This is a genomic window from Aldersonia sp. NBC_00410, from assembly GCF_026342035.1.
Taxonomy (GTDB): Bacteria; Actinomycetota; Actinomycetes; order Mycobacteriales; family Mycobacteriaceae; genus Aldersonia.
Genome location: NZ_JAPENM010000011.1, coordinates 162719 through 188668, shown reverse-complemented (window position 1 = coordinate 188668; position 25950 = coordinate 162719). Strand labels below are relative to the sequence as shown.

Here is a 25950-nt window from a genome sequence, read left to right as displayed (position 1 = left end):
CAGCGCTCGAGCGACTTGCGGCGGGTGGCTCCGGTCACCCTCGGTTTGCTGGACCGTCGTCGCGGCCGGTAGTCGGGTCCTCGCCGGCGTCCAGCGCATCCCACAGCGTCCGTTCCGACAATTGCCCGGATTCCGCGCCCGGTTCGGCCGCATCGGCCTCGGCGACCTGGCGGGTGGCGTCCGCGCGGCGCGCCGCCGGGGCGTCGTACTTGGCCGACAGCGTCGGCGCCGCGGGCGGTTTTCTGGTCAGCAGCACCCCCGCGACGAACGCAAGCGCCCCGCCGATCACCGCAAGCACCGCGGGCAGTGTGTACGTCTGCATCGCAGTCACCTCGGCCCGGCCGGGTAGCTCGGCCAGCGCAGCGGCGCGGTCCCGAGTCGGACCGGAACCGGCGAGCAACGCCACCGGCGGCACCATGGCGGCACAGCCGATCAGTGCGACGATCACCCCGAGGATGCGGCGCAACCAGCCACGTAGGGCGAAAACCGCGGCGATCGCGGCAACCAGCGCCAACGCGAGCGGCGTCAGGGCACCGAACCAGGTGCTGCCGAGCAGTTCAGTCGTGCGTTCCTCGCCGAGCCCGTCGAACGACGTCACCTCGACCCAGGTCATCCGCGAGGACGCCCACAGGCACGCGGCGCCGACCGCGAGCGCGATCAGCGCTCCGACGGGCAATCGGCGGCCGGCATCATCCGGTTTCGTTTCGGTCATCGGTCCTGATGGTCCTCGGCGGCACGTGCGGTGAACGGGCGGACGGTGCGGGCGGCGGCGACGGCACCGAGCACGGCCATCGCCTTGTTGCGGCACTCGGTGTCCTCATACTCGGGCACCGAATCCGCGACCACGCCTGCGCCGGCCTGTACGTAGGCCGTCCCGCCCTTGACCAGCGCAGTGCGGATGGTGATGGCGGTGTCGGCGTCACCGGCGAAGTCGAGGTAGCCGATGATGCCGCCGTAGACGCCACGCCTGGTCGGCTCCAGCTCGTCGATCAGCTCCATCGCACGCACCTTCGGGGCACCCGACAGCGTGCCGGCGGGGAAGCAGGCGGTGACCGCGTCGAGCGCGGTCTTGCCCTCGGCGAGGTGACCACTGACCGTGGACACCAGGTGCATGACGTGGCTGTACCGCTCGATGTGCCGGTACTCGCTCACCTTCACCGTGCCCGGCGTGCAAACGCGACCAAGGTCGTTGCGGCCGAGATCGACGAGCATCAGGTGCTCGGCGTTCTCCTTTTCGTCCGCGAGCAGGTCCTTGCCGAGCAGGATGTCGTCCTCGTCGGTCGCGCCGCGCCAGCGGGTGCCGGCGATCGGATGCGTGGTCGCGACCCGGTCCTGCACCGTCACGAGCGATTCCGGGCTGGAGCCGACGATCGAGAACGCAGTGCCGCCCGCAGCGTCGGGGACGTGCATCAGATACATGTAGGGGCTCGGATTCGACGCCCGCAGCATTCGGTACAGATCGATCGGCGCACCGTCGAAATCCATCTCGAAACGCTGCGAGAGCACCACCTGGAACGCCTCGCCTGCCTCGATTTCACCGACGAGCCGGCGCACCCCGGCGCTGTACTGCTCGGTGGTGCGCTGCCGGCGGAAATCCGGCGCGGGGCGCTCGAACGTCGAGACCGTCGACGATGCCGGCGCCGCGAGCGCGGCGGTCATCCGGTCCAGCCGCGCGACGGCGTCGGCGTACGCCTCGTCGACCCGCTCGTCGGTGCCGTTCCAGTTCACCGCGTTGGCGATCAGCGTGATCGCCCCCTCGTGGTGGTCGAACGCGGCCAGGTCGGTCGCGAGCAGCATCACCATTTCGGGCACCTGCAAGTCGTCGGCGGCATGCGTGGGCAGCCGTTCGATGCGCCGGACCAGGTCGTAACCCAGGTAGCCGACCATGCCGCCGGTCAAGGGCGGAAGGCCGGGCAGCCGTTCGGTTTGCAGCAACGCCAGCGTCGCGCCGAGCGCCGCGACCGGGTCACCGCCCGACGGGGCGTCCGCCGGGGTGGCCCCGAGCCACGCCGCTTCGCCGTCGACGACGGACAGCGCGCTCGGGCTGCCCGCGCCGATGAACGACCAGCGCGACCAGGACCGTCCGTTCTCGGCCGACTCGAAAAGGAACGTGCCCGGACGGTCGGCGCCGAGCTTGCGATAGGTCGACAGCGGAGTTTCGGAGTCCGCGAGCACCTTCCGGGTGACCGGCACGACCCGGTGCTCGGCCGCGAGCAGCCGGAACTGCTCGAGCGTCGTCGTATCGTCTCCGGTGGTCGCCGCCGGTGGGGCGGGCGGAAGCGTCGTGGACTCGCCATGCATGTGCACCATCATCCCAGTCACGACAGTGCCAACGTCGCACCGGTAGGTTCGGTTCATGAAGGCAGGCGATCTCGCTCCCGAATTCGAACTCTCCGACCACACCGGTACCAAGCGCTCGCTGACCGAGTTGCTCGCCGACGGGCCCGTGGTCCTCTTCTTCTATCCAGCCGCCAACACACCGGTGTGCACGAAGGAGGCATGCCACTTCCGCGACCTGGCCGCCGATTTCGCCGCAGTCGGGGCCGCGCGCGTCGGGATCAGTACCGACAGCACCGAGACGCTGGCCGGCTTCGCGGCCAAGCAGGGTTTCGACTATCCCCTGCTGTCGGATGCGGACGGATCCGTCGCGGAACGCTTCGGGGTGAAGCGCGGCCTGCTCGGCAAGCTGATGCCCGTGAAGCGGCAGACCTTCGTCATCGACACCGACCGCAAAGTGCTGAAGGTGATCGGCAGCGAACTCAACGCGAACGTGCACGCGGACCAAGCGCTCGCCGCGTTGCGCGCCCGCTGACTGCTCGCCCTCCACATCGACTGAACGGAACCGTTCAGTCGATGTGATCGAATGAACGGTTCCGTTCAGTCGAAGCGGGGGTGCATCGGATTGGCCATCCGGTGGGCCCGGCGAAACGGGTCAGGCGACCTGGATCGAGCGCTTGGACAGGCCCATCCAGTAGCCGTCGATGACCTGTTGCGGAATCTGCTCGGGATCATCGGCGGCGCCGAGGGTGACGAACAGCGGCGCGAAATGCTCGATCGTGGGATGCGCGTAGGGCATGCCCGGCGCCTTGGCGCGGAAGTCGATCAATGCGTCGAGGTCACCGGCGGCGAACCGCTCGCCGGCCCAGGCGTCGAACTCCTTGGACCAGCCGGGTGCCTTAGCGTCGGGCCTCGGGTCGGTCAGGAACGGCAGACCGTGCGTGGTGAAGCCGGAGCCGATGATCAGCACTCCCTCGTCACGGAGCGGGCGCAGCCGTTGGCCGAGGCGCAGTAGGGCCTCGGGGTCGAGCGTCGGCATGGAGACCTGCAGCACCGGGATGTCCGCGTCCGGGTACATCACGGTGAGCGGTACGTACGCGCCGTGGTCGAGCCCGCGCGCGGGCTGCTCGGCGACCGGTTCGGTGTCCGGCATCAGCGCGGCCACCTGCCTGGCCAGATCGGGCGCGCCCGGCGAACGGTAGGTCACCTCGTAGTAGTGCTGCGGAAAGCCGCCGAAGTCGTAGGTCAACGGTGTCCCGGTTGCCGTCGCGCCGATGGTCAGCGGGGCGGACTCCCAGTGTGCGGAGACGACCAGGATCGCTCTCGGCCGGGGCAGATTCCGCGCCCACGCCGCGAGTTGCGCGACCCAGCGGGCGTCGTCGACGAGCGGCGGGGCGCCGTGGCTGAGATAGAGCGCTGGCATCGTGGACATCGGAACTCCTAGGTTGAAGCTTCAAGTATAGACTGTGCAACACCACCCCGAACCGGATATTCCACGATCCCCATGAGGTCGCATGACGGACTGGCTGACCACCGAGCAGCAGCAGGCGTGGCGCGCCGTGATCGCGCTCGCCATGCGCCTGCCCGCCGCACTCGACACGCAACTTCAGCGCGACGCGGATCTCACCCACTTCGAGTACTTCGTGTTGTCTGTGCTGTCCGAGGCACCGCAGCGTCGACTCAAGCTCAGCGCGCTCGCTGCCGACGCCAACGCGTCGCTCTCGCGCCTCTCGCACGTGGTGACCAAGCTCGAGCGCCGCGGCTGGGTGCGTCGGGAGAACATCCGCGGCGAGCGCGGCGCCTGGGCCGTGCTCACCGACGACGGGTACACCAAAGTGGCCGAGGCGGCGCCCGGCCACGTCGACACCGTGCGCACCCTCGTCTTCGACGGCATCGACGTCGAACAGGTGCGTGCGCTCACCGTGCTCGGCGAGACGATGGTGGCCCAACTCGACCGGGGCATCGCCGAGCAAAGCTGAACGAACGGGTCCACGGCACTACGCGTCGAGTGCGCGGCTCATGGCGACGCCAGCAGGACGTCGGAATCGAAGCAGGTGTGCGTGCCGGTGTGGCAGGCCGCACCCTCCTGGTCGACGACGAGCAGTAGGGTGTCGCCGTCACAGTCGAGGCGCACCTCATGCACGTACTGGGTGTGCCCGGACGTCTCGCCCTTCACCCAGTACTGCTGCCGGGAGCGCGAATAGTAGGTCGCCTTGCGGGTTTCCAGAGTCCGTGCGAGCGCCTCGTCGTCCATCCACGCAACCATCAGCACGTCGCCGGTGGCGCGTTCCTGTGCCACCGCCGCGACGAGGCCGGCCTCGTTGCGCTTGAGCCGCGCCGAAATATCGGGGTTCAGGGCCATGTGTCCGTTATACCTAGCGCACCACGATGCCAGAGTGGCGCATCGCGTCCTTCACTTCGGGGATCCGCAGGTCACCGAAGTGGAAGACGCTCGCCGCGAGCACGGCGTCGGCACCCGCTTGCACGGCGGGCGCGAAGTGGTCCACCGCCCCGGCGCCGCCGCTGGCGATGACCGGGACGGCCACCGCGGCACGCACCGCGCGGATCATCGCCAAGTCGAAACCGGCCTTGGTGCCATCGGCATCCATCGAGTTCAGCAGGATCTCGCCCACGCCGAGTTCGGCGCCGCGCACCGCCCACTCGACGGCGTCGATACCGGTGCCCCGGCGTCCACCGTGCGTGGTCACCTCCCAGCCCGATGGCGTAGGAGCCGAGCCTGCCGGGACGGTCCGCGCGTCGACGGACAGGACGATGCATTGCGAGCCGAATCGCTCGCTCAGCTCGCGCAGCAGCTCGGGGCGGGCGATCGCGGCGGTGTTCACCGACACTTTGTCCGCGCCCGCTCGCAACAGCCGGTCGACGTCCGCGACGCTGCGCACCCCACCGCCGACCGTCAACGGAATGAAGACCTGCTCCGCCGTGCGGGTGACGACGTCGATCATCGTGCCGCGGTCCGCGGTCGATGCCGTGACATCGAGAAACGTCAGCTCGTCGGCGCCCTGGGCGTCGTAGGCGGCGGCGAGTTCCACCGGGTCACCGGCGTCTCGCAGGTTGGTGAAGTTGACGCCCTTGACCACTCGTCCGGCGTCCACATCCAGGCAGGGGATCACTCGTACCGCGAGCGTCACGCCGACACCTCTCCGTCTCGTTCCCCAGTACCGACCGAGGCGATCATTTCCAACAGCTCTTCGTGGACTCCGGGCGCCGCGGCCAGCACCGAGCCCGACTCGATCGTCCACGGCTTACCTGCGAGATCGGTCACCACACCGCCGGCCGCCTGGACCATCAGCGCGCCCGCCGCGTTGTCCCACGCGTGGTAGCCGAACACGATCGAACCCCCGAGCACGCCCGCCGCGGTGTAGGCGAGGTCGACGCCGGTGGATCCGTGCATCCGTACCCGGGAGGACAGTCGGCTCAGCACGCCGAGCACGTCGAACCGGAACCGGCCGGGGATGCGGCCGCGGCTGTCGACGTTGAACGCCCCGAACGCAATCATCGACGTCGCGAGCGTGCGTGGCTGCAGCGGCGGCAACGGCGCACCGTTGCGCAGCAGCGGCCCACCCGCGACCGCGGCGTACCGCTCACCGAGCAACGGCAGCCAGGTCAGCCCGAGGATCGGCTTCCCGTCCTCGATCAGCGCGAGCAGCATGCCGGTCAGCGGCAGGCCGGCCGAATAGTTGTAGGTGCCGTCGATCGGATCGAGCACCCATACTCGTCCGGTCCGCAGATCTGGGCCGCCGAATTCCTCGCCGTGCACCGCAATCCCGGTGCGAGCGAGCAGTGCGGCCGAGAGCGTGCGCTCCAGCTCGAGATCGAGCTCGGTGGCAAAGTCGTTGTGTCCCTTGGTGACCGCGCTCGGCGCGCCGAGGCCGGCGACGAATCGGACGCTCGCCTCGTCGAGCAGTTCGGCAGCGATGCCGAGCAGCGCCTCGGGCGAGTGCGACGCGACCATCACTCAGCCGCTGACCGCGGTGAGGGCCTCGGGCAGTGTGAATCGTCCCGCGTAGAGCGCCTTTCCGACGATCGAGCCCTCGACGCCGTCGGGCACCAGCCCCGCGATGGCCCGCAGGTCGTCCAGCGTCGACACGCCACCGGACGCGATCACCGGCGCGTCGGTCGCGGCGCAGACCTGGCGAAGCAGGTCGAGGTTCGGGCCGGTCAGGGTGCCGTCCTTGGTGACGTCGGTGACGACGTAGCGGGAGCAGCCGTCGCGCTCGAGTCGCTCGAGCACCTCCCAGAGGTCGCCGCCGTCGCTGACCCAGCCGCGACCGCGCAGCCGCCACTGCCCGTCGATCTGCTTGACGTCGAGCCCGACGGCGATCCGCTCGCCGTGCGCGGCGATCGCCCGCGTGCACCACTCGGGATTCTCGATCGCGGCGGTGCCCAGATTGACTCGCGCGCAACCGGTGGCCAGCGCGGCATTCAGGGAGTCGTCGTCGCGGATACCGCCGGAGAGTTCGACCTTGACGTCGAGTTCGCCGACGACCTCGGCGAGCAGTTCACGGTTCGAGCCGCGACCGAATGCCGCGTCCAGGTCGACCAGATGCACCCATTCCGCACCGTCGTTCTGCCATGCGAGGGCGGCCTCGCGCGGCGAGCCGTAGCTCGTTTCGCTGCCCGCCTCCCCTTGTACGAGGCGGACGGCCTCACCATTGGCGACATCGACAGCAGGCAGAAGGACCAGGCTCACGTGGGTAGAGCCTACTTGGCCTGCGCAGCTTCGCCGCTCGCGGGCAGGACTGACCCACACCCGCCCGTTGTCGACCCGCCTGGACAATAGGTGTTCGGCGACATGGACACCGCGCTGCCACCGCACCGGTCACCGGCGCGGTGGCCTCGATCGAGAGGACGCCCGCACCGTGGGCAAACAGAATCGCCGCCGCCGTACCGGACGCAAGGCCGTACCCGGTCCGAGGCTGGATGCCGCGACCCTGTCGAACGATCCGGCCCGGATAGCCGAGGCGATCGCGACGGCAGCGGCGGCCTCGGCGCAGGGCGACCGGATCGGGGTCCGGAAGTTTATCGACCAACTCGCCGACTCTGGCCGACCGGCGCCGGAAGTAGCCGAGGGCGCCGGGATGGCGAGCAGTCGACTCATCGCGAACGCCTTCGAGTTCGGCTGGCTGCCCTCCGATATTCATCAGGCCGCGCTACGCCGCGTCGACAAGTTCGCGGTGGCCTATCTGACCGACGTGATGGCCAACCATCGCGCGCCGTTCGCACCCGAATCCGTCGACGAGACATGGCAGGAACAACTCGACGGACTCGCGGCCACCTGCTGGTGGGATACCGAGCACGAACACCTCACCCAGTGGGCAGATCGCGCACTACTCACCGGCCACGAAGCGCTGGCCTCGGTCGTCGTCGCCTTGGCCCTGCTGATCCAGCTGCCGAAACTCGGACTGATCCGCCCGCTTCCCGGAACCGCACGCCGGCAACCATCGCACCACGTCGTGGACGAGAAGGCCCTCGGCCGGGTTCGCGGCCTACTCGCGAAGGCCGAGTCCACCACGTTCGGAGAGGAAGCGGAATCACTTTCGGCCAAGGCCCAGGAACTGATGACCAAGTACGCGATCGACCGAGTTCTGCTCGACGCCGGCACCGCCACGGCCGACCTCCCCAGCGCTCGCCGCATCTGGCTCGACACCCCCTACGCCGAAGCCAAAGCCCTTCTGATCGACATGGTCGCGCACGCCAATCGCTGCCGCGCCATCTTCGTGTCGGACTGGGGCTTCGTCACCGTCGTCGGCGACGATACCGACCTCGACGCCGTCGAACTGCTGACGACCTCGCTGCTCGTCCAAGCCACCCGCACCATGATCGACACCGCCGCCGCCACCGAGGAATCCCGCTCCCGCGCCTACCGCAAGGCCTTCCTCACCGCCTACGCCACCCGCATCGGCGAACGCCTCGCGGCCACGGCCGCGGCCACCATCGCCGAATCCGACCCCGCCCAGCTCCTCCCGATCCTTGCCTCCCACGAGCAACGAGTCGACCGCGCCTTCGACGCCTACTTCCCGACGGTCCGGACCCGTGGCATCACCATCCGCAGCGCCGATGGCTGGGACGCCGGCACCCAAGCCGCCGACCGAGCCCACTTCGGCAACCACTGACTCGCGGTCGGCTCAGATCGACTCGACCCAGTTGCGCAGCAGCTGCGCCCCCGCATCGCCGGACTTCTCGGGATGGAACTGCGTGGCCGAGAGCACCCCGTTCTCGACAGCGGCCAGGAACGGCGCGCCATGCTCGGACCAGGTGAGCTTCGCGGGCGCGAACACCTCCGACGGCGGCAGCGCCCACTGCTGGGCCGCGTAGGAGTGCACGAAGTAGAACCGCGTATCGGCATCGAGACCGGCGAACAGGACACTGTCCTGCGGCGCCTGCACCGTGTTCCATCCCATATGCGGCAGCACTGCGGCAGGCAGGCGTTCCACCGTGCCGGGCCACTCGCCGCAGCCGCTGGCTTCCACGCCGAATTCGACGCCGCGCTCGAACAGGATCTGCATGCCGACGCAGATGCCGAGCACCGGGCGACCACCCGCGAGACGTTGCCCGATCATCCGCTCACCGCGGACGCCCCGCAGTCCGGACATGCACGCGGCGAACGCACCGACGCCCGGCACCACCAACCCGTCTGCCGCGAGCACCCGCTCCGGATCGTCGGTCACCTCGACATCGGCGCCCGCGCGAGCCAACGCGCGCTGTGCGGAATGCAGATTGCCGGACCCGTAGTCGAGCAGTGCAATGGTCTTCACGATCGGCTCATCTCCACGCTCTCAGGGTAATCGGCACCGCCGCGGCGACCACAGCGGCTGCGACCCCGAACACCCACACATAGCCGAGTGCCGCGGCCACCACGCCGAGCACGAACGACCCCACCCCCGTCCCGCCGTCGAACGCGATGTTCCACGCAGCACTCGCCGCACCGAGGCGCTGTGGCCCGGCGGCGGCGAAAATCGCCACCAGACTGTCGTTCTGGCAGAACCCGAACCCGAGCCCGAACAGCAGTGCGCCGATCTGCAGACCCACAATCTCGACGGAGTCGCCAAGCGAGACGGCGACCAGGGCCAGTCCCAGGGCCGCGACCGCCAACCCGGGCAGCAGCAGCCGTCCCGGCCGCAGGCGAGCGGCCAGGGCCCCGGCCCAGTAACGGCCGGCAACGGTGGCCAGCCCCTGGACCGCGAGGGCGAGGACCGCCGCGGCGGCGGTGCCCTCGGTCGCGATCGTCAGCAGACTCGACAGCCCACCGAATGCCGCCGAGGTCACGGCCATCGCCACCAATGGCACCGCCATGGCAGCCATCGGCAGCATCCGGGAACGGTCGCCCATCGGAAGCGGTGCCGGGTGAACCGCGGGTAGGAACGCGACACCGAGGGTCGCGCCCAGCGGAATGGCGGCACCGAGCACGAACACCGGTGTCAACGACCAGTATTCGGCGAGCAGAACACCGCCGGGCAGGGCGACGATTTGCGGTGCGGCGGCGGCGATTCCGTGTGCCGCGGTCGCGCGGGCGAGCAGCCGAGCGGGACTCAGCTCGGCGATGAGCGCGCTCCCGGTGACGGTCAGCAACCCGAATCCGATGCCGCGCACCGCGGACACGATCAAGGTCGGTACCGGGTCGAGCGTGATCAGCAGCGCCAGCGCGGGCGCACCGAGCAGTGCGCAGCCGGACGCGAGCACCGGCCGGTAGCCGGCCGCACGCAGCAGCCGCGGCGCGGCCAGTTGCGCGGCGACCGTGGCCGCCATGAACACACCCGTGCTCGCACCGGCCAGCGCGTCGGAGGCACCGGATTGCGCGAGCGCGAGCGGCACCACCGCGAGCAGCAGTGACCAGCCGGCGAATGCCGCGACCGAGACCGCAAGCGTCGCGGGCAGCCCCGCGACCGCGCGCAGCCGGTCGTCTACAGCGCGCCCTTGGTGGACGGAATCCCGCTCACCCGCGGGTCGTATTCGACCGCGGCCCGCAGCGCTCGGGCGACCGCCTTGTACTCGGCCTCGGTGATGTGGTGCTGATCGCGGCCGTAGAGCACGCGCACGTGCAGGGCGATCCGCGCGTTCAATGCAATCGACTCGAACACGTGCCGATTTATCACGGTCGAGTACGGCGCACCGGGCGAGCCTGCGATGACCGCATGCAGCAGGTGGTCCGGCTCCCCGGTGTGCACACAGTAGGGCCGACCCGACACGTCGACGGCGGCGTGCACCAGCGTCTCGTCCATCGGGATGTACGCGTCACCGAAGCGGCGGATGCCCGACTTGTCGCCGAGCGCCTCGCGCAGCGCCTGGCCGAGCACGATCGCGGTGTCCTCGACCGTGTGGTGCGCCTCGATCTCGACATCACCCTTGGCATGCACGAGCAGGTCGAAGCTGGCGTGCGCGCCGAGCGCGGTGAGCATGTGGTCGAAGAACGGCACGCCCGTGGATATGTCGACCGCACCCGTCCCGTCGAGGTTCAACTCGACGACGATCGTCGATTCCTTGGTGGTGCGCTCGACACGTGCGGTCCGCGGTGCGGGAACCATGCTCACCGTTCCTCCAGTTCGGTATTCGCGAGTTTCTCGCTGACACGCAGAAACTCGTCGTTCTCGGCGGCCAATCCGATGGTCGCGCGCAGGTGCTTGGGGATGCCGACGTCGCGAATGAGCACGCCCTCGTCGAGATAGTGCTGCCACGCCCGTGCCGCGTCGGCGAAGTACCCGAACAGCAGGAAGTTCGCATCGCTGGGCACGACGGTGAAGCCGAGCGCGGTGAGCCGGGCCGCCACCCGGTCGCGTTCGCGCGCGAGTTCGGCCACGCTGCCGAGCGTTTCGTCGGCATGGCGCAGCGCGGCCCGCGCGGCGACCTGCGTCACCACCGAAAGGTGGTAGGGCAGCCGGACGAGCAGCAGCGCGTCGATCACCGCGGGTGCCGCCACGAGGTAGCCGAGCCGGCCACCCGCGAACGCGAATGCCTTGCTCATCGTCCGGGACACCACCAGCTTGGCCGGGTAGCGGTCGATCAACTCGATCGCACTCGGTGCCGCGGAGAACTCGGCATACGCCTCGTCCACGACGACGATGCCGGGCGCCGCCTCGATCAGGACGGCCAGATCGGACAGCGAAACACTGTGCCCGGTCGGGTTGTTCGGGCTCGTCACGAACACGACGTCGGGTTGGCGTTCGGTGATCGCGAGGACCGCGTAGTCGACATCGAGGGAGAAGTCCGCGTTGCGCTTTGCTTCCACCCATTCGGTGTCGATACCTGCGGAGATGATCGGGTGCATCGAATAGGACGGCACGAAACCGAGCGCGCTGCGACCGGGGCCGCCGAACGCCTGCAGGAGTTGTTGCAGGATCTCGTTGGAACCGTTTGCCGCCCACAGGTTCTCGACGGTCACCTCGACGCCGGTCTGCCGGCTCAGGTAGGCCGCCAGGTCGGTGCGCAATGCCACCGCGTCTCGGTCCGGGTAGCGGTGCAAATCGGCCGCCGCGGCGCGGATCGATTCGGCCACATCGTCGATCAGCGCCTGCGTCGGCGGATGCGGATTCTCGTTCGTGTTCAGCTGCACCGGCACCGCGAGTTGTGGTGCGCCGTACGGGGATTTGCCGCGCAGGTTCTCGCGTAACGGCAGATCATCGAGCCCGATCCGGGCCCCGGGGGTGCTCATCTCGCCCCCGCTTCGAGCGGTTCGAAACGCAGCCGCACGGCGGCACCGTGCGCCGGCAGGTCCTCGGCGTCGGCGAGCGCGAGGACATGCGGGGCGACGTCCCGCAGCGCCGCCTCGGAGTAGTCGATGACGTGAATGCCGCGCAGGAAGGTCTGCACGCTCAGCCCCGAGGAGTGCCGCGCACAGCCCGCGGTCGGCAGCACGTGGTTCGAGCCCGCGCAGTAGTCGCCGAGGCTCACCGGCGCCCACGGGCCGACGAAGATCGCGCCGGCACTGCGCACCCGCGCGGCCACTTTCGCGGCATCGAGTGTCTGAATCTCGAGGTGTTCGGCGGCATAGGCGTCGACCACCCGCAGTCCTTGGGCGAGGTCGTCGACAAGCACGATGCCCGACTGCTTCCCGGACAGCGCCGTCGCCACCCGCTCCGAGTGCTTGGTCAACGCGACCTGCTCGGTGACCGCCTCGTCGACCGCGTCGGCAAGGGCCACGCTGTCGGTGACGAGCACGCTCGCCGCGAGGACGTCGTGTTCGGCCTGACTGATCAGATCGGCCGCGACGTGCACCGGGTCGGCGCTGTCGTCGGCGAGGATCGCGACCTCGGTCGGACCCGCCTCGGCGTCGATTCCCACCATTCCCCGGCAGAGCCGCTTGGCCGCAGTGACATAGATATTGCCCGGACCGGTGATCAGGTCGACCGGGACCAGGTCTGAACCGCCGACGGCGGTGCCGTCAATCCCATCGGTATCGGTGCCGCCGTAACTCAGCAGCGCGATGGCCTGTGCGCCGCCGACCGCCCATACCTCCGCGACGCCGAGCAGTTCCGCCGCAGCAAGAATCGTGGGGTGCGGCAGTCCGCCGAATTGTTGTTGCGGCGGTGACGTGACGACGAGCGACCCCACCTGGGCAAGCTGTGCCGGCACCACGTTCATCACGACGCTCGATGGGTAGACGGCATTGCCACCGGGCACGTACAGACCGACACGATCGACCGGAACCCACCGCTCGGTGACCGTGCCGCCGGGGACGACCTGGGTGGTGGTGTCGGAGCGGCGCTGGTCCGCGTGCACCTTGCGGGCACGTTCGATGGAGACCTCGAGCGCTGTCCGGACCGCAGGGTCGAGGGCATCGAGCGCGCGCGTCAGCTCCGCGGGCGGCACCCGAACCGCGGCGGGGCGGACCCCGTCGAACTTTTCACCGAACTCGAGCGCGGCCTCGGCTCCGCGGTCGCGCACCGCCTCGACGACGGGGCGCACCGTATGCAGCACCGAATCCACGTCGACGCCACCGCGCGGCAATGCCGCGCGGAGTTCGGCGGTGGACGGTGTACGCCCACGTAAATCGATGCGGGCGAGCTCGGTGGCGGGCACAGCGATCCCTTCGATCGGTATTGACAACACCGATTATCCAGGATAAACCGCCCGCTCCTAGCAACCGACCGCCGCCACGGCGTCGGTGAGCTCGCGTGCCCAGGCGCCGGCACGCACCAACTCCCCGTCGATCAGCGGCCCGAGGGCGCCGCTGACCCGAAAATCACCCGGCTTGCCGACCATCCGGAAGCCGGCGCGGTGCAGCCGTCGCCGAGCCGCCCGCGCCGCGCATCCGGTGATCACGCGCGGCATCGCAGCGCGCGTCCCGAAGGTCGCAGCCGGGCAGTCCGGGCTCGCCGGCGAGACGATGTCGAGCCATTCCCGCAACCCGTGTCGACCGGTGACCGTCGCGAATTCGATGCGTGTGGCCGCGTCGGCACGCGTCTGAGGCCTGCTCAGACCGAACACGTGCGTCGGGGCGCCTGCCACGACGAAATCGAAGGCGTCGAGGGTCGACGGCGCATCGTCGACATTGAGCACGGTGACGGGGCCGAGACGGGCGAACTCGTCGGCGACCACCCGAGCAACCCGCTCGGTGTTGCCGAACATCGATTCGAAAACCACCAGGGTGCGCATTTCGACCTCCTTCTCGCGCTCGCACAACGAGCCTGCGCTCGTGACGTGCACCACAACAGAGCACAATGGTGACCCGAGCGGGGACCTTCGGCCCGATTCCGGTTAATGTCGAGTAACTGGCGACAATTTTCCAGACGAAAGTAGGAGCTCAATGCCTGAAGCCGTCATCGTCGAGGCTGTCCGCACCCCCATCGGCAAGCGCAACGGGTCGCTGGCCGATGTGCACGCGACATCGTTGTCCGCGATCGTCCTGAACGAACTCGTCCGGCGCACCGGCATCGATCCCGGCGATGTCGACGACGTGCAGTGGGGCTGTGTCAGTCAGGTCGGTGACCAGTCCAGCAACGTCGGACGGTTCGCGGTGCTGGCGGCGGGCTGGCCGGAGACAGTGCCTGCGGTGACAATCAACCGGGCGTGCGGTTCCAGCCAGCAGGCCCTCGATCACGCCGCCTTCGCGGTGATGTCGGGCCAGCAGGAACTCGTCGTCGCGGGCGGTGTCGAAACGATGAGCCGGGTGCCGCTCGGCGTGGCGCGTCAGACCGGCGAGCCCTATGGGCCCGGACCGAAGCAGCGCTACCCGGACGCGGACTTCAACCAGATCACCGGCGCACAGCTGATCGCCGAGCGGTGGGGCCTTTCGCGTGCCGCGCTCGACGAGTACTCGACTCGCTCGCACGCGCTGACCGCCGCCGCGATCGACAAGGGCGTATTCGAGACGCAGATCGTGCCCGTCGACGTCGCCGACGGCTCGTTCGCGATCGACGAGGGCCTGCGCCGCGGCACCAGCGTCGAGTCGCTGGCGAAGCTGAAGTCGGTCTCGGGTGAGGACGGCTGGATCCACGCCGGCAACTCCTCGCAGATCTCCGACGGTGCGGCCGCGCTGCTGGTGACAACGCCGGAGAAGGCCAAGGCGCTCGGCCTGACGCCGATCGTTCGCTACCACTCCGGAGCCGTCTCCGGCGCGGACCCGAAACTCGTGCTCACCGGACCGATTCCGGCGACCGAGAAGATTCTGGGCCGCAGCGGACTGAGTGTCGACGACATCGGCGCGTTCGAGGTCAACGAGGCGTTCGCCTCGGTCGTGCTGGCCTGGCTCGCGGAGACGGGTGCCGACCTCGACCGGGTGAACCCGCTCGGCGGCGCCATCTCGGTCGGGCACCCGCTGGGCGCGTCGGGGGCGATCCTGATGACCCGACTGATCAACAACATGCGCGACAACGGGATTCGCTACGGCTTGCAGACCATGTGCGAGGGCGGCGGCACCGCGAACGCGACGCTGGTGGAGCTACTCGACGCCTAGCGCTCGCCCCACCCGCTACGTCTGGAGCAATCATGGATACCTCCACCGCACGCCAGTCGGACAAACTCGACCGCAGCGTCATCATCACCGGGCTCGTGGTGGTGTCCGGACTGATCATGGTGGTGCTCGACACCACGATCGTGAACGTGGCCCTGAATTCCTTGAGCAGGGAACTCGACGCGCCGCTGTCCACCACACAGTGGGTGATCACCGGTTACCTCCTTGCCGTTGCACTGGTCATTCCGCTCACCGGTTGGGTCATGGACCGGTTCGGGCCGAAGGCGACCTGGCTCGTCTCCATCGGGTTGTTCGTCGCCGGCTCGGCGCTGTGTGCGGCCGCCTGGTCGATCGAAAGCCTGATCGCGTTCCGCGTCATCCAGGGGCTCGGCGGCGGCATGCTGCTGCCGGGCGGCCAGGCGATCATCGCCAGGGCCGCGGGGCCGAACCGCCTCGGGCGAGCGATGAGCATCATCGGCATTCCCATGCTGCTGGGGCCGGTACTCGGTCCTGTGATCGGCGGCGTGCTCGTCGAGTACGCGAGCTGGCACTGGATCTTCCTGGTGAATGTCCCCGTCGGCATCCTCGCGATTGCGCTTGCGATGTGGAAACTGCCCGCCGGTGGTGCGTTACCCGGCGCCGGACGGCTCGACGTGCTCGGTCTCGTCGTACTCTCGGGCAGCCTCGTGTCCCTGCTCTACGGACTGTCTCAAGCCAGCGCACACGGCGGATTCGGCCAGTGGGGCGTGCTCGGGTGGCTGATCGGCGGCGCCTGCGGCCTCGCCGTCTACACCTGGCACAGCCTGCGCAAGGGCGCCGCCTCGATCATCGACGTCCGGCTGTTCACCAACCGGTTGTTCGCCAGCGGGACGGTCGCGGTCTTCCTGGTCGCCATCGCCCTGTTCGGCGGCATGCTGTTGCTTCCGCTGTACTACCAGACCGTTCGCGGACAGGGCGCCATGAACGCCGGCCTCCTGCTCGCCCCGCAGGGCCTCGGCGCGATGGTGGCCATGGTGATCGCCGGCAGGCTCACCGATCGAATCGGCGCAGGCTACGTGGTCCCGGTCGGGGTGGTGCTTGCGGTGCTGGGCACCCTGCCGTTCACCCAACTGGGCGTCGACACGCCCTACGTGTGGCTGTGTGTCGCGCTGTTCGTGCGCGGCATGGGCCTCGGCTCGGTCATGATGCCGACCTTCGCGGCCGCCTACTCGAACCTCGGCCACGACGCGGTCTCGCGGGCCGCGCCCTCGTTGTCGGCCATCCAGCAGGTCGGGGCGTCACTGGGCACCGCGCTGCTGGTGACGGCGCTGACCCAGCGACTCACCGGGCAACTCTCCGCCGCCGGGGTCGAGTCACAAGGCGGCGGGACGAACCAGCTCAGCAACGTGTCGCCGGAGGCTATGCCGGTCGTCGGCCCGCTGCTGGCCGACTCCTTCGGGTTCGCGTTCTGGGTCGCCACCGCGCTGACGGCGCTGATCATTGTTCCCGCGTTGTTCCTGCCCCGGCACGCGGCGCGCGATCGAGAGTCCGTTCCGGCGGCGCCGGGCATCTGATCCTGCCGACTGAACGGAACCGTTCAGTCGACCTGATCGACTGAACGTACCGTTCACCCGCACCGCCTACCGTCGCACCGCCGAACTACGTGTCGAGTCCCTACATATCCAGGCCGAGGTCGAGAACGCCCACCGAGTGCGTGAGCGCACCCACCGCGAGGTAATCGACCCCGGTCCCGGCGTAGTCGGCGGCGACGTCGAGGGTGAGCCCACCGGAGGACTCGAGCTTGGTGCGCGGCGAGGTCTTGTTGCGCCGCTGCACCGCTGCCTGGGTCTGCCAGAGCGGAAAGTTGTCCAGCAGCACGAGTTCGACGTCCTCGGCGAGCACCGCGTCGAGCTGCTCGAGGCTGTCCACCTCGACCTCGCATTCGATGTCGGGACGCAACTCGCGGACGGCTCGGAGCGCGGCGACCACCGAGCCGGCGGCGACGACGTGGTTGTCCTTGATCAGTGCCGCGTCGCCGAGCCCCATCCGGTGGTTGACCCCGCCGCCGACGCGCACGGCGTACTTCTGCAGCGCCCGCAAGCCGGGCAATGTCTTGCGGCTGTCGCGGATCCGGCAGTCGGTGCCCGCCACCGCGTCGACCCACGCCGCCGTCGCGGTCGCGATTCCGGACAGGTGGCACAGCAGGTTCAGCATGGTCCGCTCGGCGGTGAGCAGTCCTCGGGTGGGCGCGTGCAGGGTGAGCACCGCCTGGCCCGGTGCGACGCGGGTGCCGTCTACGACCCGGTCGAGCACCTCGTAGCCCCCAGCGCCGAGAACCTCGTCGAGTACGAGCAGGCCGATGTCGATCCCGGCGACGGTGCCCATCGAGCGCGAGACGACTGCGGCCTTCGCCGACGCCTCTGCCGGAACCGTTGCGGCGCTGGTGATGTCGGGACCATAGCGCAGGTCCTCATCGAGAGCGGTGCGGATCAGGGCCAGCACCTCGTCGCGAACGGGACCGTCGAGCACGGAATCCATCAGGGCACTCCTGCCAGTGTCGAATCGACGGCGAGTTCACCGTCGGCGTTACGCCGCACCACGGTGCTGCGGCGCTGCGTGTCGTCGGTTTCGGGGTGGTCCGCGCGGGTATGGCAGCCTCGGCTCTCGGTGCGCACCGACGCCGCGAGCACGAGCGCCCGCGCCGTAACAGTCAAGGCCGAATCCTCCACCGCGGCAATGTCGGTGGACACCACCGCGTCGGCAAAGTTCAGCTGCGCCGTGGCATCGTCGAGTCCGAGACCGTCGCGAACGACACCGGCTTGCTCGGTCATCACGCGCTGCACGTCGGTTCGTGCGAGCACCGGTTGCGGCACGAGCGTGGCGTCGCGCACCTGCGCCCGTACGTCGCGCCGTTCGGCGGCCGCCGCACCGGCACGCTCACCGATCACGAGGCCTTCGAGCAAGCTATTGGACGCCAACCGGTTTGCGCCGTGCAGGCCGGTCCGGGCCACCTCGCCCGCGGCGTACAGGCCGGGCACATCGGTGCGGCCGTACAGGTCGGTCACCACGCCGCCACACTGATAGTGCGCGGCCGGAGCGACCGGGATCAGGTCGCGGCGCGGGTCGATCCCCGCGGCCAGACAGGAGGCGGTGATCGTCGGGAACCGTTGCGGGAAGCCATCGATCGCACGGGCATCGAGGAACACGTGGTCGGTTCCGGTCGCACGCAAGCGGGCCGCGATCGCCTTCGACACGACGTCGCGCGGCGCGAGATCCCCGAGCGGATGCACCCCTTCGGTCACCGACATCCCGAAAGCGTCGACGAGTCGTGCCCCTTCACCGCGAACGGCCTCGCTGATCAGCGGGCGACGACCGAGCCCACCGGCGGCAAACAGCACGGTCGGATGAAACTGAACGAACTCGAGGTCAGCGACCGCCGCGCCGGCGTCGAGCGCGAGCGCAACCCCGTCAGCCGTCGCCCCCGCCGGGTTGGTGCTGCACGCATACAACTGGCCGAGCCCACCGGTGGCCAGCAGCACGGCGGGTGCGTGGATCACCCCGCAACCCCGGTCCGACAACGCAATCACGCCCTGCACGCCGTCGCGCCCGGTGACCACCCGTGCCGCGGCGGCGCCGAACAGCACCGGCATGCCGGCGGCACCGAGCGCCCGCTGCACCTCCGCACCGGTGGCGTCGCCGCCCGCATGGATGATCCGGCGCGTGCTGTGCCCGCCTTCGCGGGTCCGCAGTACCCGGCCGTCACCGCCGTGGTCGAACACGGCGCCGAGGTCGGTCAGGATGCTCACCGCGTGCCTGCCGGCACCGACGATGGACTTCACCGCCTCCGGGTCGCACAGCCCCGCGCCCGCCGCGATCGTGTCCGCCGCGTGCGAGTCCTCGGTGTCGTCGATATCGGCAACGACCGCGATCCCGCCCTGGGCGTACTGCGTCGAGGTGTCGGTCGGCCCGCCCTTGCTGAGCGTGAGCACGCGCAGCCCGAGCAGGGTCGCGGTGCGGGCCGCGGTCAGCCCGGCGACGCCGCCGCCCACGACGACGAAGTCGGCGTTCGCCTCCCAGGTGACAACCAGGTCCGCCTCGGCCTCCCAGGAGGCCGCACGGCGGACCACGGTCACTCGCCCCCGCCCGGGTTACCGATCTCGATCATCCGCTGCACGGAGGTACGCGCCCGCGCGGCGGTCTCGGGATCGACGTGCACCTCGTCGGCACCCTCGGTGAGGCAGCGCAGCAGCGCCGCGGGGGTGATCATCTTCATGTACTTGCACGACGCGCGGTCGTTGACGGCCTGGAAGTCGATACCGGGCGCGGCCTTGCGCAACTGGTGCAGCATGCCGACCTCGGTGGCGACAAGCACCTGCGTCGAGCGCGACGCTTTCGCCGCGTCGATCATGCCGCCGGTGGACAGGATGTGCACCCGGTCGGCGGGGAACGAGCCCTCGCCGGCGAGATAGAGCGCCGAGGTGGCGCAGCCGCACTCGGGGTGCACGAACAGCTCGGCGTCCGGGTGGGTGCGCGCCTGTTCGGTGAGCTCGTCCCCGTTGATGCCGGCGTGCACGTGGCACTCGCCCGCCCAGATCTGCATGTTCTCTCGGCCGGTGACTCGCTTGACGTGCGCGCCGAGAAACTGGTCGGGCAGGAACAGCACTTCGCGCTCCGGGTCGATCGAGGCGACGACGTCCACCGCGTTGGACGAGGTGCAGCAGATGTCCGTGAGCCCCTTCACCTCGGCGGTGGTGTTCACGTAGGACACCACGACGGCGTCCGGGAACTCGGCCTTCCAGGCGCGCAGATCGTCGGCGGTGATCGAATCGGCCAACGAGCAGCCCGCGCGCTCGTCCGGGATCAGCACGGTTTTCTCCGGGCTCAGGATCTTGGCGGTCTCGGCCATGAAGTGCACGCCGCAGAAGACGATGGTCTCCTCGGGCACCTCGGCCGCAATCCGGGACAGGGCCAGCGAGTCGCCGACATGGTCGGCGATGTCCTGAATCTCGGGCAGCTGGTAGTTGTGCGCAAGGATCGTGGCGTTGCGCTGCCGCGCGAGGCGTTTGATCTCCTCGGCCCATTCGGGAGTGGCCGAAACGCCGCTGAACCCTTCCGGGCCGTTGTGGATCCGCTCCAGTGTCGACGTCGCCATGTCGAACTTCCTTCCCAGCGTCACCGGCCCGCGTGGCCGATTAACACCAATCGGAGTTTTCGACTTATGATCGAAAACATGCCACATGGTAGCACCGTTCACGAAGCGCTCACCGCGGTGTTCCAGGTACGTCACTTCAACGCCGCCGCAGCGGCCGGTAATGGACACCCTGAGCTGGCAGTTCTGCTCTGGCAACGCGCGCTGGAACCGCAGCGCGGCACCTGGTCGCTGCCGGGCGGCGCCCTGCGCGATGACGAGGATCTCACTGCGTCCGCCCGTCGTCAGCTCGCGGAGAAGGTCGACGTACGCAAGCTGTCACATCTCGAGCAGCTGTCGGTTTTCAGCGACCCGAACCGCGTCCCCGGCCCCCCGCGCCGGATCGCGTCGACCTTCCTCGGCCTGGTGCCCTTGACCGCCGATCCCCAGTTACCCGAGGACACCCGCTGGCATCCGGTGTCGCGGCTGCCACAGATGTCGTTCGACCACGGCATCGTCGTCGACTACGCCCGCACCCGACTGGCCGCGAAGCTGTCCTACACCAATATCGCCTTCGGCCTGTCCCCCGCCGAATTCAGCATGTCGACACTACGCGAAATCTATTGCGCGGCCTTGGGGTACGACGTGGACACCACGAATCTGCAGCGGGTGCTGACCAGGCGAAAGGTGCTGCGCCCGACCGGGACGACCGCCTCACCTGGACCCTACGGCGGCCGCCCGGCCGCGCTCTACCGCTTCACCGACACCGAACTGCGGGTCACCGACGAGTTTGCGGCGCTGCGCCCGCCGGGCTGAGCAGCGATCGCCGCCGCGACGTACGCCGCGTCCCTGCCGACACCACCGACGAGCATCGACGCGAACGCGTACTGGAACGGCAGCCCGACAAAGTAAAGGCCGGGGTGCTCGGTCGCGCAGCCGCGCTGCTGGCGCGGCCATCCGTCCTCGCCGGTCACATCGAGATCGATCCAGCTCAGATTCTTGCGGAACCCGGTGCACCAGACGATATTGCGGACGTCAAGCACCCGGCCGTCATCGAGTTGGGGCTTGCCGTCGCACACCCCGGCCACGCGCTGTTCGATGTGCTCGACACCCGCGGCCGCGAGATGAGACCGCTTGACCCGCAGCAGCGGACCACCGCCCGCGCGGACGTGCGTGCGCACCTTGCGCCCGATGGGGGTGCGCTCGGTCAGCACGTGGTTGGCCGCGAACCACATGATCGGCAGCGCGACACGCGCTACCGGGCCCTCGATGTCGAAGGGCAGCTCACCGTGCACCCGTCCCGCCACCACGGTCGGGTGCGTCGCCGACACGTCGAGGGCGATGTCACCGCCGCTGTGCGCGAGCCCGACGACGAGTACCGGACCCTCCTGCAGCTGGGTGGGATTGCGGTAGTCATGCGAATGTAATTGCCGCACGGCGGGATCGATCTCTGGCGCGAAGTCCGGCGTGTGCGGGGTCTGCCAACCGCCGGTCGCGTCCACAACATTCGCGCAGACGAACTGTTCGGTCCCGCAATCGACCAGATAGCCGTCCGCGGTGCGGGACAGTCGCTGCACCGCCATTCCGGTGCGGACCGGCAGGTCGAACCGGTCTACGTAGGCCTCGAGGTAGTCGCCCAACTCGTCCTTGGTGGGCCATGACCAGGCCTTGCCCGGCACGCCCCAGCCCGGCAGGCCGTCGTACTTCGCGGGGCTGTAAAGCCGCAAGGCATCGAATCGACGCCGCCATCCGTCGCCGACCCGGGCATGCGATTCGAGCACCGCGAAGTCGATGCCACGCCGTTGCAGGTGATACGCGGTCGAGAGGCCCGCCTGCCCGGCGCCGATCACAAGGGTATCGATCCGATTTGTCGCCATGGTGGCTCCTTTCCGTCCTTCGACGGTAGGAGTTCCTCTGCCCTGTCCGCGTCGGTCGAATTACCCAATCCGTGTCGGACACTGATGGGTAGTTCTGCGCACCGGGCTCAGAGCAGGTGCTGTTCGAAGGCGTATCGCGTCGCCGCCGACCGCGTGCCCACACCGAGCTTGGTGAAGATGTTGCTCAGGTGCCGGGCGATGGTCTTCTCGCTGAGGAACAATTCTGCAGCGACAGCCCGGTTGGTCTTGCCGGACGCCACGGCGCGCAGCACCTCCAGTTCGCGCGCAGTAAGGCCGCCTGCTCCCGACTCCGACACCGGGATGAGTCGCGCTGCGTCCGGTACGGCACCGAGGGCAGTGAAAGCCGCACGCGCCGCATCGAATTCGAGCTTGGCACTGTCGTCGTCGCCCAGACCCGCACAGGCCCGGCCGATGAGTTCACGGACTCGCGCCGCCTCGTAGGGCGCGCCGAGTCCGCGCCATCGCTCCAGCGCCTTTCGCAGGCGGGCCAACGCCGCACCGGCTTCACCCCGCGCCAACAGCACCTCACCGCCGCGATGATCGGCCACCGCGTGCAGGTAGGGCGCGTCGTAACGTTCCGCGGTCCGCCCGAGTTCCTCGGCCGCGGCACCCGCGGCGTCAAGATCGCCTGCCGAGACCATGATCTCGACGTAGGCAACGAGCACATTGGCCCGCAGCACGTCGCGCGGCTGGGGCTCGCTGTGCAGCCGCGCGATCGTGCGCACCGCGGTCTCGGGCTGGCCCTGCGCGTGCCGCAACAGCGCCAGGCCCGGCTGCGGATCTCGGCCGTATTCGCTGGCCCGCCAATAGGCCTCCTCGGACGCGTCGAATTCGCCCCGCAACCTGCGTAGCTCGCCGAGCAGATAAAACGACTCCCCCGCCGACACCTGATCGGTGGCGAGCACGGACCGCTCCCGGGCGCGTTGCGCGGTGAGCACGGCGTCGGTCCAATCGCCGTGCAGCCGCATGATTTCCGCACGATGTACTTGGCACGCAGCGGAGTACGGGATCAGATCCGGTTGCCGGTCGCAGAACTGGGCCAGGGCGGACGACCATTCGCGTGCCCGGTCCAGATCGAACAGGTCGTTGCACACCCCGATCACCGCGCAAAAGACGAGCCCGGCCACCGGTGCCGAGACCTCGCCGCCGATGACTCCCACCATGATCTCGTCCAGCCGCGCAATACCGCCGGTGAATTCACCGCGCTGCACCAGCACTTGTGAATGGATCAGGCCGGCGAGGCTGCGCAGGTCCGGGTCATGGAAGCGCTCGGCGATATCGGCGATCGCGAGCGCTCCGTCGAGCGCTTCCGTCGGCCGGCCCTGCCACAGCTGCTGCACCGCGATCGCCGAGGCGAGGTATCCACGTTGCACACAATCGATCCCGGCGGTGTCGAGCACCCGCATCGCCTTCGTGATCCAACCCCCCGCGCTGGCGAACTCGCCGCGGTTCAGCAACCCGAACACGAGCCAGTACGCGCAGCCCGCGGCCCGGTCCGGACGTCCGGTGGCGAGTTGGGCGTCGTAGGCACGTGCCCATGCGGCGGTGGACTCGGCATGCTGCCCGGTCAGGTACGCCGACGACGCCAGCAGCTCGAGATCGTCGGCCGTCAGGGATGCAGGATCGACTTGCGCAAGGCAGTCGAATGCACGCCGCCAGGAAGATTCCGCGAAGGCGGCGCGGCCCTGCTCCACCGGATCTGGGGCCTGCACCGTTCCAGCGTCGCGCACCGCGGCGATCCAGACAATCGGGTAGGCCGCTCCACTCCAAGTTCCGGTCGCTCCGCAGGCTCCGCTCGCGCGGTTCAGCGCGCGAGTTCGGCCTCGTGCACACGTTCGTCGGCGGCGTCGAGGTCGTCGCGCGGATTGAAGATGGCCAGCACGAGTATGGCCAGGCTCGCGATCATCGGCGCGACGATCAGCACCATCGCGGTGCCGATACCGGGCGCGAGCGCGATGAGCTCATCGACCTGCGGCGCCTGCACATGTGGATGACGCAGGCGCGCAACGCCTTCGCCGATCACGGCCATCGTCGCCGCACCGGTCACAGAGCCGAGCAGGATCCCGCCGTAGAGAACCGGTCCGCGCGGGCGAGCCAGTCGCCAGGCGCCGACCGCGGTGAGCACCGCGACGACCGCGGAGACGCAGGCGAAGATCGCAACCGCATCGAACTCGTGATCGCTCTCGCCGGTCACCGGCGCGGCACGGCCGGCGGTCACGACAATCGCCTGAATGGGCGGGGCGAGCAAGCCCCACACGATGCCACCAACGGCACCGAGCACGACGGCACCGAGGACCACGCGCGCGGCGGTGCGGACCTCGGCTCGCATCAACGCTGTTGTTCGCGCAGCGACGAATCGATGACACCGTGCCGTGAGCATTTCGCCCACCAGCCATCCGGGCTGACCTGCACGATCATCCGGCGCCCGCAATGCTCACAGAAGCGCGGCGGTTCCAGGCCCATGCTCGCCGCGCGTGGGGTGACATCGTCGATACCCGGCACCAGCCGTTTTCCCGTGTACGGGTTGTACCGTTCGTCCATCTCGACCAACGATTCCATGGTGTCGCCTCAGATTGTGGAGTTGAGCGCCTTGATCGGCATCTCCAGCTCACCGAGCAGGTCGAGGTCCGCCTCCGCGGGACGACCGAGCGTGGTGAGGTAGTTGCCGACGATGACCGCGTTGATGCCGCCCAGGATGCCTTGCTTGGCACCGAGGTCGCCGAGGGTGATCTCGCGTCCGCCTGCGAACCGCAGCATCGTGCGCGGCAGCGCGAGACGGAACGCCGCGACGGCCTTGAGCGCCTCGGACGCCGGCAGCACCTCGAGGTCGCCGAACGGCGTGCCCGGGCGCGGGTTGAGGAAGTTCAACGGCACCTCGTGCGGGTCGAGTTCGGCGAGGTTCGCGGCGAACTCGGCGCGCTGTTCGAGCGTCTCACCCATGCCGAGGATGCCGCCGCAGCAAACCTCCATGCCGGCATCGCGGACCATGCGCAGGGTCTCCGAGCGCTCTTCCCAGCTATGCGTGGTGACGACGTTGGGGAAGTGCGATCGGGCGGTCTCGAGGTTGTGGTTGTAGCGGTGCACGCCCATGTCGCGCAGCTGGTCGACCTGCTCCTGGCTGAGCATGCCGAGCGAGCAGGCGATCTGGATATCGACTTCGTTGCGGATCGCTTCGATACCCGCAGCGACCTGGGCGAGCAGCCGCTTGTCCGGTCCGCGCACGGCGGCGACGATGCAGAACTCGGTGGCGCCGGACTTGGCGGTCTGCTTCGCCGCTTCGACCAGACTGGGGATGTCGAGCCACGCAGAACGCACCGGGGACTCGAAGAGTCCGGACTGCGAGCAGAAGTGGCAGTCTTCCGGGCAGCCGCCGGTCTTGAGGCTGATGATGCCCTCGACCTCGACCTCGGGACCGCACCAGCGCATCCGCACCTCGTGCGCGAGCCCGAGCATCTCTTCGAGCCGGTCGTCGCCGAGCCGCAGCACCTCCAGGGTCTGGTCCTGCGACAGGCCGACGCCGCGCTCCAGCACCTGCTCACGAGCGATCGCGAGAATGTCGCCGGTCGCTTGGTCGATATCGGTCCTGACGGGTGCCTGGGTCACGGCGCGTCCCTCTCTCTTTCCGCGCAGTGGCGGTGGATCTGTTGCCGCGCAGCGGCGGTGCCACTGATGCCGCGCAGCGGCGAGCGAACTTGAACGGTGTTCAGGCTAGAGTAACGGCCATCACGGCGCAAAAGCAGGATCGAGTTACTGGGGGGTAG

At 69.1% G+C, this 25950-nt stretch carries 27 protein-coding genes; 6 read left to right on the top strand and 21 right to left on the bottom strand.

The genetic code is table 11. The features are described from left to right. Positions 1 to 34: 34 nt before the first annotated feature. Positions 35 to 712, bottom strand: coding sequence for a TIGR02234 family membrane protein (locus tag OG921_RS23110; protein ID WP_266114876.1), 678 nt, complete (start codon positions 710 to 712; stop codon positions 35 to 37). Continuing rightward, positions 709 to 2301, bottom strand: coding sequence for an anthranilate synthase component I (locus tag OG921_RS23105; RefSeq protein ID WP_266114875.1), 1593 nt, complete (start codon positions 2299 to 2301; stop codon positions 709 to 711). The genes OG921_RS23110 and OG921_RS23105 overlap by 4 nt, the downstream gene beginning before the upstream one ends. A gap of 55 nt (positions 2302 to 2356) precedes the next feature. Here OG921_RS23105 and OG921_RS23100 point away from each other — a divergent pair, with 55 nt between their 5' ends. Further along, on the top strand, positions 2357 to 2812 hold the full coding sequence (locus tag OG921_RS23100; RefSeq protein ID WP_266114874.1) for a peroxiredoxin: 456 nt from the start codon (positions 2357 to 2359) through the stop codon (positions 2810 to 2812). 120 nt (positions 2813 to 2932) lie between these two features. Here OG921_RS23100 and OG921_RS23095 read toward each other — a convergent pair whose 3' ends face one another. Then, complete coding sequence (locus OG921_RS23095) at positions 2933 to 3700, bottom strand: dioxygenase (RefSeq protein ID WP_266114898.1); 768 nt, start codon at positions 3698 to 3700, stop codon at positions 2933 to 2935. A 91-nt stretch (positions 3701 to 3791) separates the two neighbouring features. On the opposite strand from OG921_RS23095, the gene OG921_RS23090 reads away from it, so the two are divergent. Next, positions 3792 to 4256: a MarR family winged helix-turn-helix transcriptional regulator gene (locus OG921_RS23090; protein ID WP_266114873.1), complete on the top strand. Its 465-nt coding sequence runs from the start codon at positions 3792 to 3794 to the stop codon at positions 4254 to 4256. 38 nt (positions 4257 to 4294) lie between these two features. Here the strand turns inward: OG921_RS23090 and hisI are convergent, their stop codons facing one another. Genes hisI through priA form a run of 4 tightly spaced genes read right to left on the bottom strand, consistent with a single transcriptional unit; the run spans position 4295 to position 6988 of the window. Beyond that, complete coding sequence (gene hisI, locus OG921_RS23085) at positions 4295 to 4639, bottom strand: phosphoribosyl-AMP cyclohydrolase (protein WP_266114872.1); 345 nt, start codon at positions 4637 to 4639, stop codon at positions 4295 to 4297. 13 nt (positions 4640 to 4652) lie between these two features. Then, entirely contained in the window at positions 4653 to 5426 is a 774-nt protein-coding gene (gene hisF / locus OG921_RS23080; RefSeq protein WP_266114871.1) for an imidazole glycerol phosphate synthase subunit HisF, read from the bottom strand. Beyond that, positions 5423 to 6250, bottom strand: a complete 828-nt coding sequence (locus OG921_RS23075; RefSeq protein WP_266114870.1) for an inositol monophosphatase — start codon at positions 6248 to 6250, stop codon at positions 5423 to 5425. The genes hisF and OG921_RS23075 overlap by 4 nt, the downstream gene beginning before the upstream one ends. 3 nt (positions 6251 to 6253) lie before the next feature. Further along, positions 6254 to 6988: a bifunctional 1-(5-phosphoribosyl)-5-((5-phosphoribosylamino)methylideneamino)imidazole-4-carboxamide isomerase/phosphoribosylanthranilate isomerase PriA gene (gene priA / locus OG921_RS23070; RefSeq protein WP_266114869.1), complete on the bottom strand. Its 735-nt coding sequence runs from the start codon at positions 6986 to 6988 to the stop codon at positions 6254 to 6256. 169 nt (positions 6989 to 7157) lie between these two features. Here priA and OG921_RS23065 point away from each other — a divergent pair, with 169 nt between their 5' ends. Continuing rightward, on the top strand, positions 7158 to 8411 hold the full coding sequence (locus OG921_RS23065; protein WP_266114868.1) for a DUF2786 domain-containing protein: 1254 nt from the start codon (positions 7158 to 7160) through the stop codon (positions 8409 to 8411). A gap of 12 nt (positions 8412 to 8423) precedes the next feature. On the opposite strand, the gene hisH is transcribed toward OG921_RS23065, so the two are convergent. The 6 genes from hisH to OG921_RS23035 are packed head-to-tail and all read right to left on the bottom strand — an operon-like array spanning position 8424 to position 13887. Beyond that, on the bottom strand, positions 8424 to 9053 hold the full coding sequence (gene hisH / locus OG921_RS23060) for an imidazole glycerol phosphate synthase subunit HisH (RefSeq protein ID WP_266114867.1): 630 nt from the start codon (positions 9051 to 9053) through the stop codon (positions 8424 to 8426). A 7-nt stretch (positions 9054 to 9060) separates the two neighbouring features. Then, a complete protein-coding gene (locus tag OG921_RS23055; protein ID WP_266114897.1) occupies positions 9061 to 10173 on the bottom strand; it encodes an MFS transporter in 1113 nt (370 codons plus the stop codon). Between the two features lie 26 nt (positions 10174 to 10199). Further along, positions 10200 to 10820, bottom strand: coding sequence for an imidazoleglycerol-phosphate dehydratase HisB (hisB, locus tag OG921_RS23050; protein ID WP_266114866.1), 621 nt, complete (start codon positions 10818 to 10820; stop codon positions 10200 to 10202). A 2-nt stretch (positions 10821 to 10822) separates the two neighbouring features. Beyond that, positions 10823 to 11944 (bottom strand): histidinol-phosphate transaminase, encoded by a 1122-nt coding sequence (locus OG921_RS23045; protein WP_266114865.1) that lies wholly within the window; start codon positions 11942 to 11944, stop codon positions 10823 to 10825. Next, positions 11941 to 13311, bottom strand: coding sequence for a histidinol dehydrogenase (hisD, locus tag OG921_RS23040; protein ID WP_266114864.1), 1371 nt, complete (start codon positions 13309 to 13311; stop codon positions 11941 to 11943). Before hisD ends, OG921_RS23045 begins: the two co-directional genes overlap by 4 nt. 57 nt (positions 13312 to 13368) lie before the next feature. Beyond that, on the bottom strand, positions 13369 to 13887 hold the full coding sequence (locus OG921_RS23035; protein WP_266114863.1) for a flavodoxin domain-containing protein: 519 nt from the start codon (positions 13885 to 13887) through the stop codon (positions 13369 to 13371). A 151-nt stretch (positions 13888 to 14038) separates the two neighbouring features. Here OG921_RS23035 and OG921_RS23030 point away from each other — a divergent pair, with 151 nt between their 5' ends. Both OG921_RS23030 and OG921_RS23025 read left to right on the top strand, forming a co-directional pair. Then, a complete protein-coding gene (locus OG921_RS23030) occupies positions 14039 to 15187 on the top strand; it encodes a thiolase family protein (protein ID WP_266114862.1) in 1149 nt (382 codons plus the stop codon). Between the two features lie 32 nt (positions 15188 to 15219). Next, complete coding sequence (locus OG921_RS23025; RefSeq protein WP_266114861.1) at positions 15220 to 16737, top strand: DHA2 family efflux MFS transporter permease subunit; 1518 nt, start codon at positions 15220 to 15222, stop codon at positions 16735 to 16737. Between the two features lie 100 nt (positions 16738 to 16837). Here OG921_RS23025 and nadC read toward each other — a convergent pair whose 3' ends face one another. The 3 genes from nadC to nadA are packed head-to-tail and all read right to left on the bottom strand — an operon-like array spanning position 16838 to position 20315. Further along, positions 16838 to 17701 carry a carboxylating nicotinate-nucleotide diphosphorylase gene (nadC, locus tag OG921_RS23020; RefSeq protein ID WP_266114860.1) on the bottom strand — a complete coding sequence of 288 codons (864 nt, stop codon included), beginning with the start codon at positions 17699 to 17701 and terminating at the stop codon, positions 16838 to 16840. Continuing rightward, a complete protein-coding gene (locus OG921_RS23015; RefSeq protein ID WP_266114859.1) occupies positions 17701 to 19296 on the bottom strand; it encodes an L-aspartate oxidase in 1596 nt (531 codons plus the stop codon). Before OG921_RS23015 ends, nadC begins: the two co-directional genes overlap by 1 nt. Continuing rightward, positions 19293 to 20315: a quinolinate synthase NadA gene (gene nadA / locus OG921_RS23010; protein ID WP_266114858.1), complete on the bottom strand. Its 1023-nt coding sequence runs from the start codon at positions 20313 to 20315 to the stop codon at positions 19293 to 19295. The genes OG921_RS23015 and nadA overlap by 4 nt, the downstream gene beginning before the upstream one ends. Positions 20316 to 20393: 78 nt before the next feature. Between nadA and OG921_RS23005 the strand changes: the two genes are divergently transcribed. Continuing rightward, positions 20394 to 21107: an NUDIX domain-containing protein gene (locus OG921_RS23005; RefSeq protein ID WP_266114857.1), complete on the top strand. Its 714-nt coding sequence runs from the start codon at positions 20394 to 20396 to the stop codon at positions 21105 to 21107. Here the strand turns inward: OG921_RS23005 and OG921_RS23000 are convergent. The 5 genes from OG921_RS23000 to bioB all read right to left on the bottom strand — a co-directional run bounded on the left by OG921_RS23000 (position 21041) and on the right by bioB (position 25792). Further along, on the bottom strand, positions 21041 to 22168 hold the full coding sequence (locus tag OG921_RS23000; protein WP_266114856.1) for an NAD(P)/FAD-dependent oxidoreductase: 1128 nt from the start codon (positions 22166 to 22168) through the stop codon (positions 21041 to 21043). The two genes, OG921_RS23005 and OG921_RS23000, sit on opposite strands and share 67 nt — an antisense overlap. Before the next feature lie 107 nt (positions 22169 to 22275). Continuing rightward, a complete protein-coding gene (locus tag OG921_RS22995; RefSeq protein WP_266114855.1) occupies positions 22276 to 23901 on the bottom strand; it encodes a LuxR family transcriptional regulator in 1626 nt (541 codons plus the stop codon). Positions 23902 to 23993: 92 nt separating this feature from the next. Continuing rightward, positions 23994 to 24518 carry a DUF2567 domain-containing protein gene (locus OG921_RS22990; protein ID WP_266114854.1) on the bottom strand — a complete coding sequence of 175 codons (525 nt, stop codon included), beginning with the start codon at positions 24516 to 24518 and terminating at the stop codon, positions 23994 to 23996. After that, a complete protein-coding gene (locus OG921_RS22985; protein ID WP_266114853.1) occupies positions 24518 to 24748 on the bottom strand; it encodes a hypothetical protein in 231 nt (76 codons plus the stop codon). Before OG921_RS22985 ends, OG921_RS22990 begins: the two co-directional genes overlap by 1 nt. A gap of 9 nt (positions 24749 to 24757) precedes the next feature. Beyond that, on the bottom strand, positions 24758 to 25792 hold the full coding sequence (gene bioB, locus OG921_RS22980; protein ID WP_266114852.1) for a biotin synthase BioB: 1035 nt from the start codon (positions 25790 to 25792) through the stop codon (positions 24758 to 24760). Positions 25793 to 25950 lie beyond the last annotated feature (158 nt).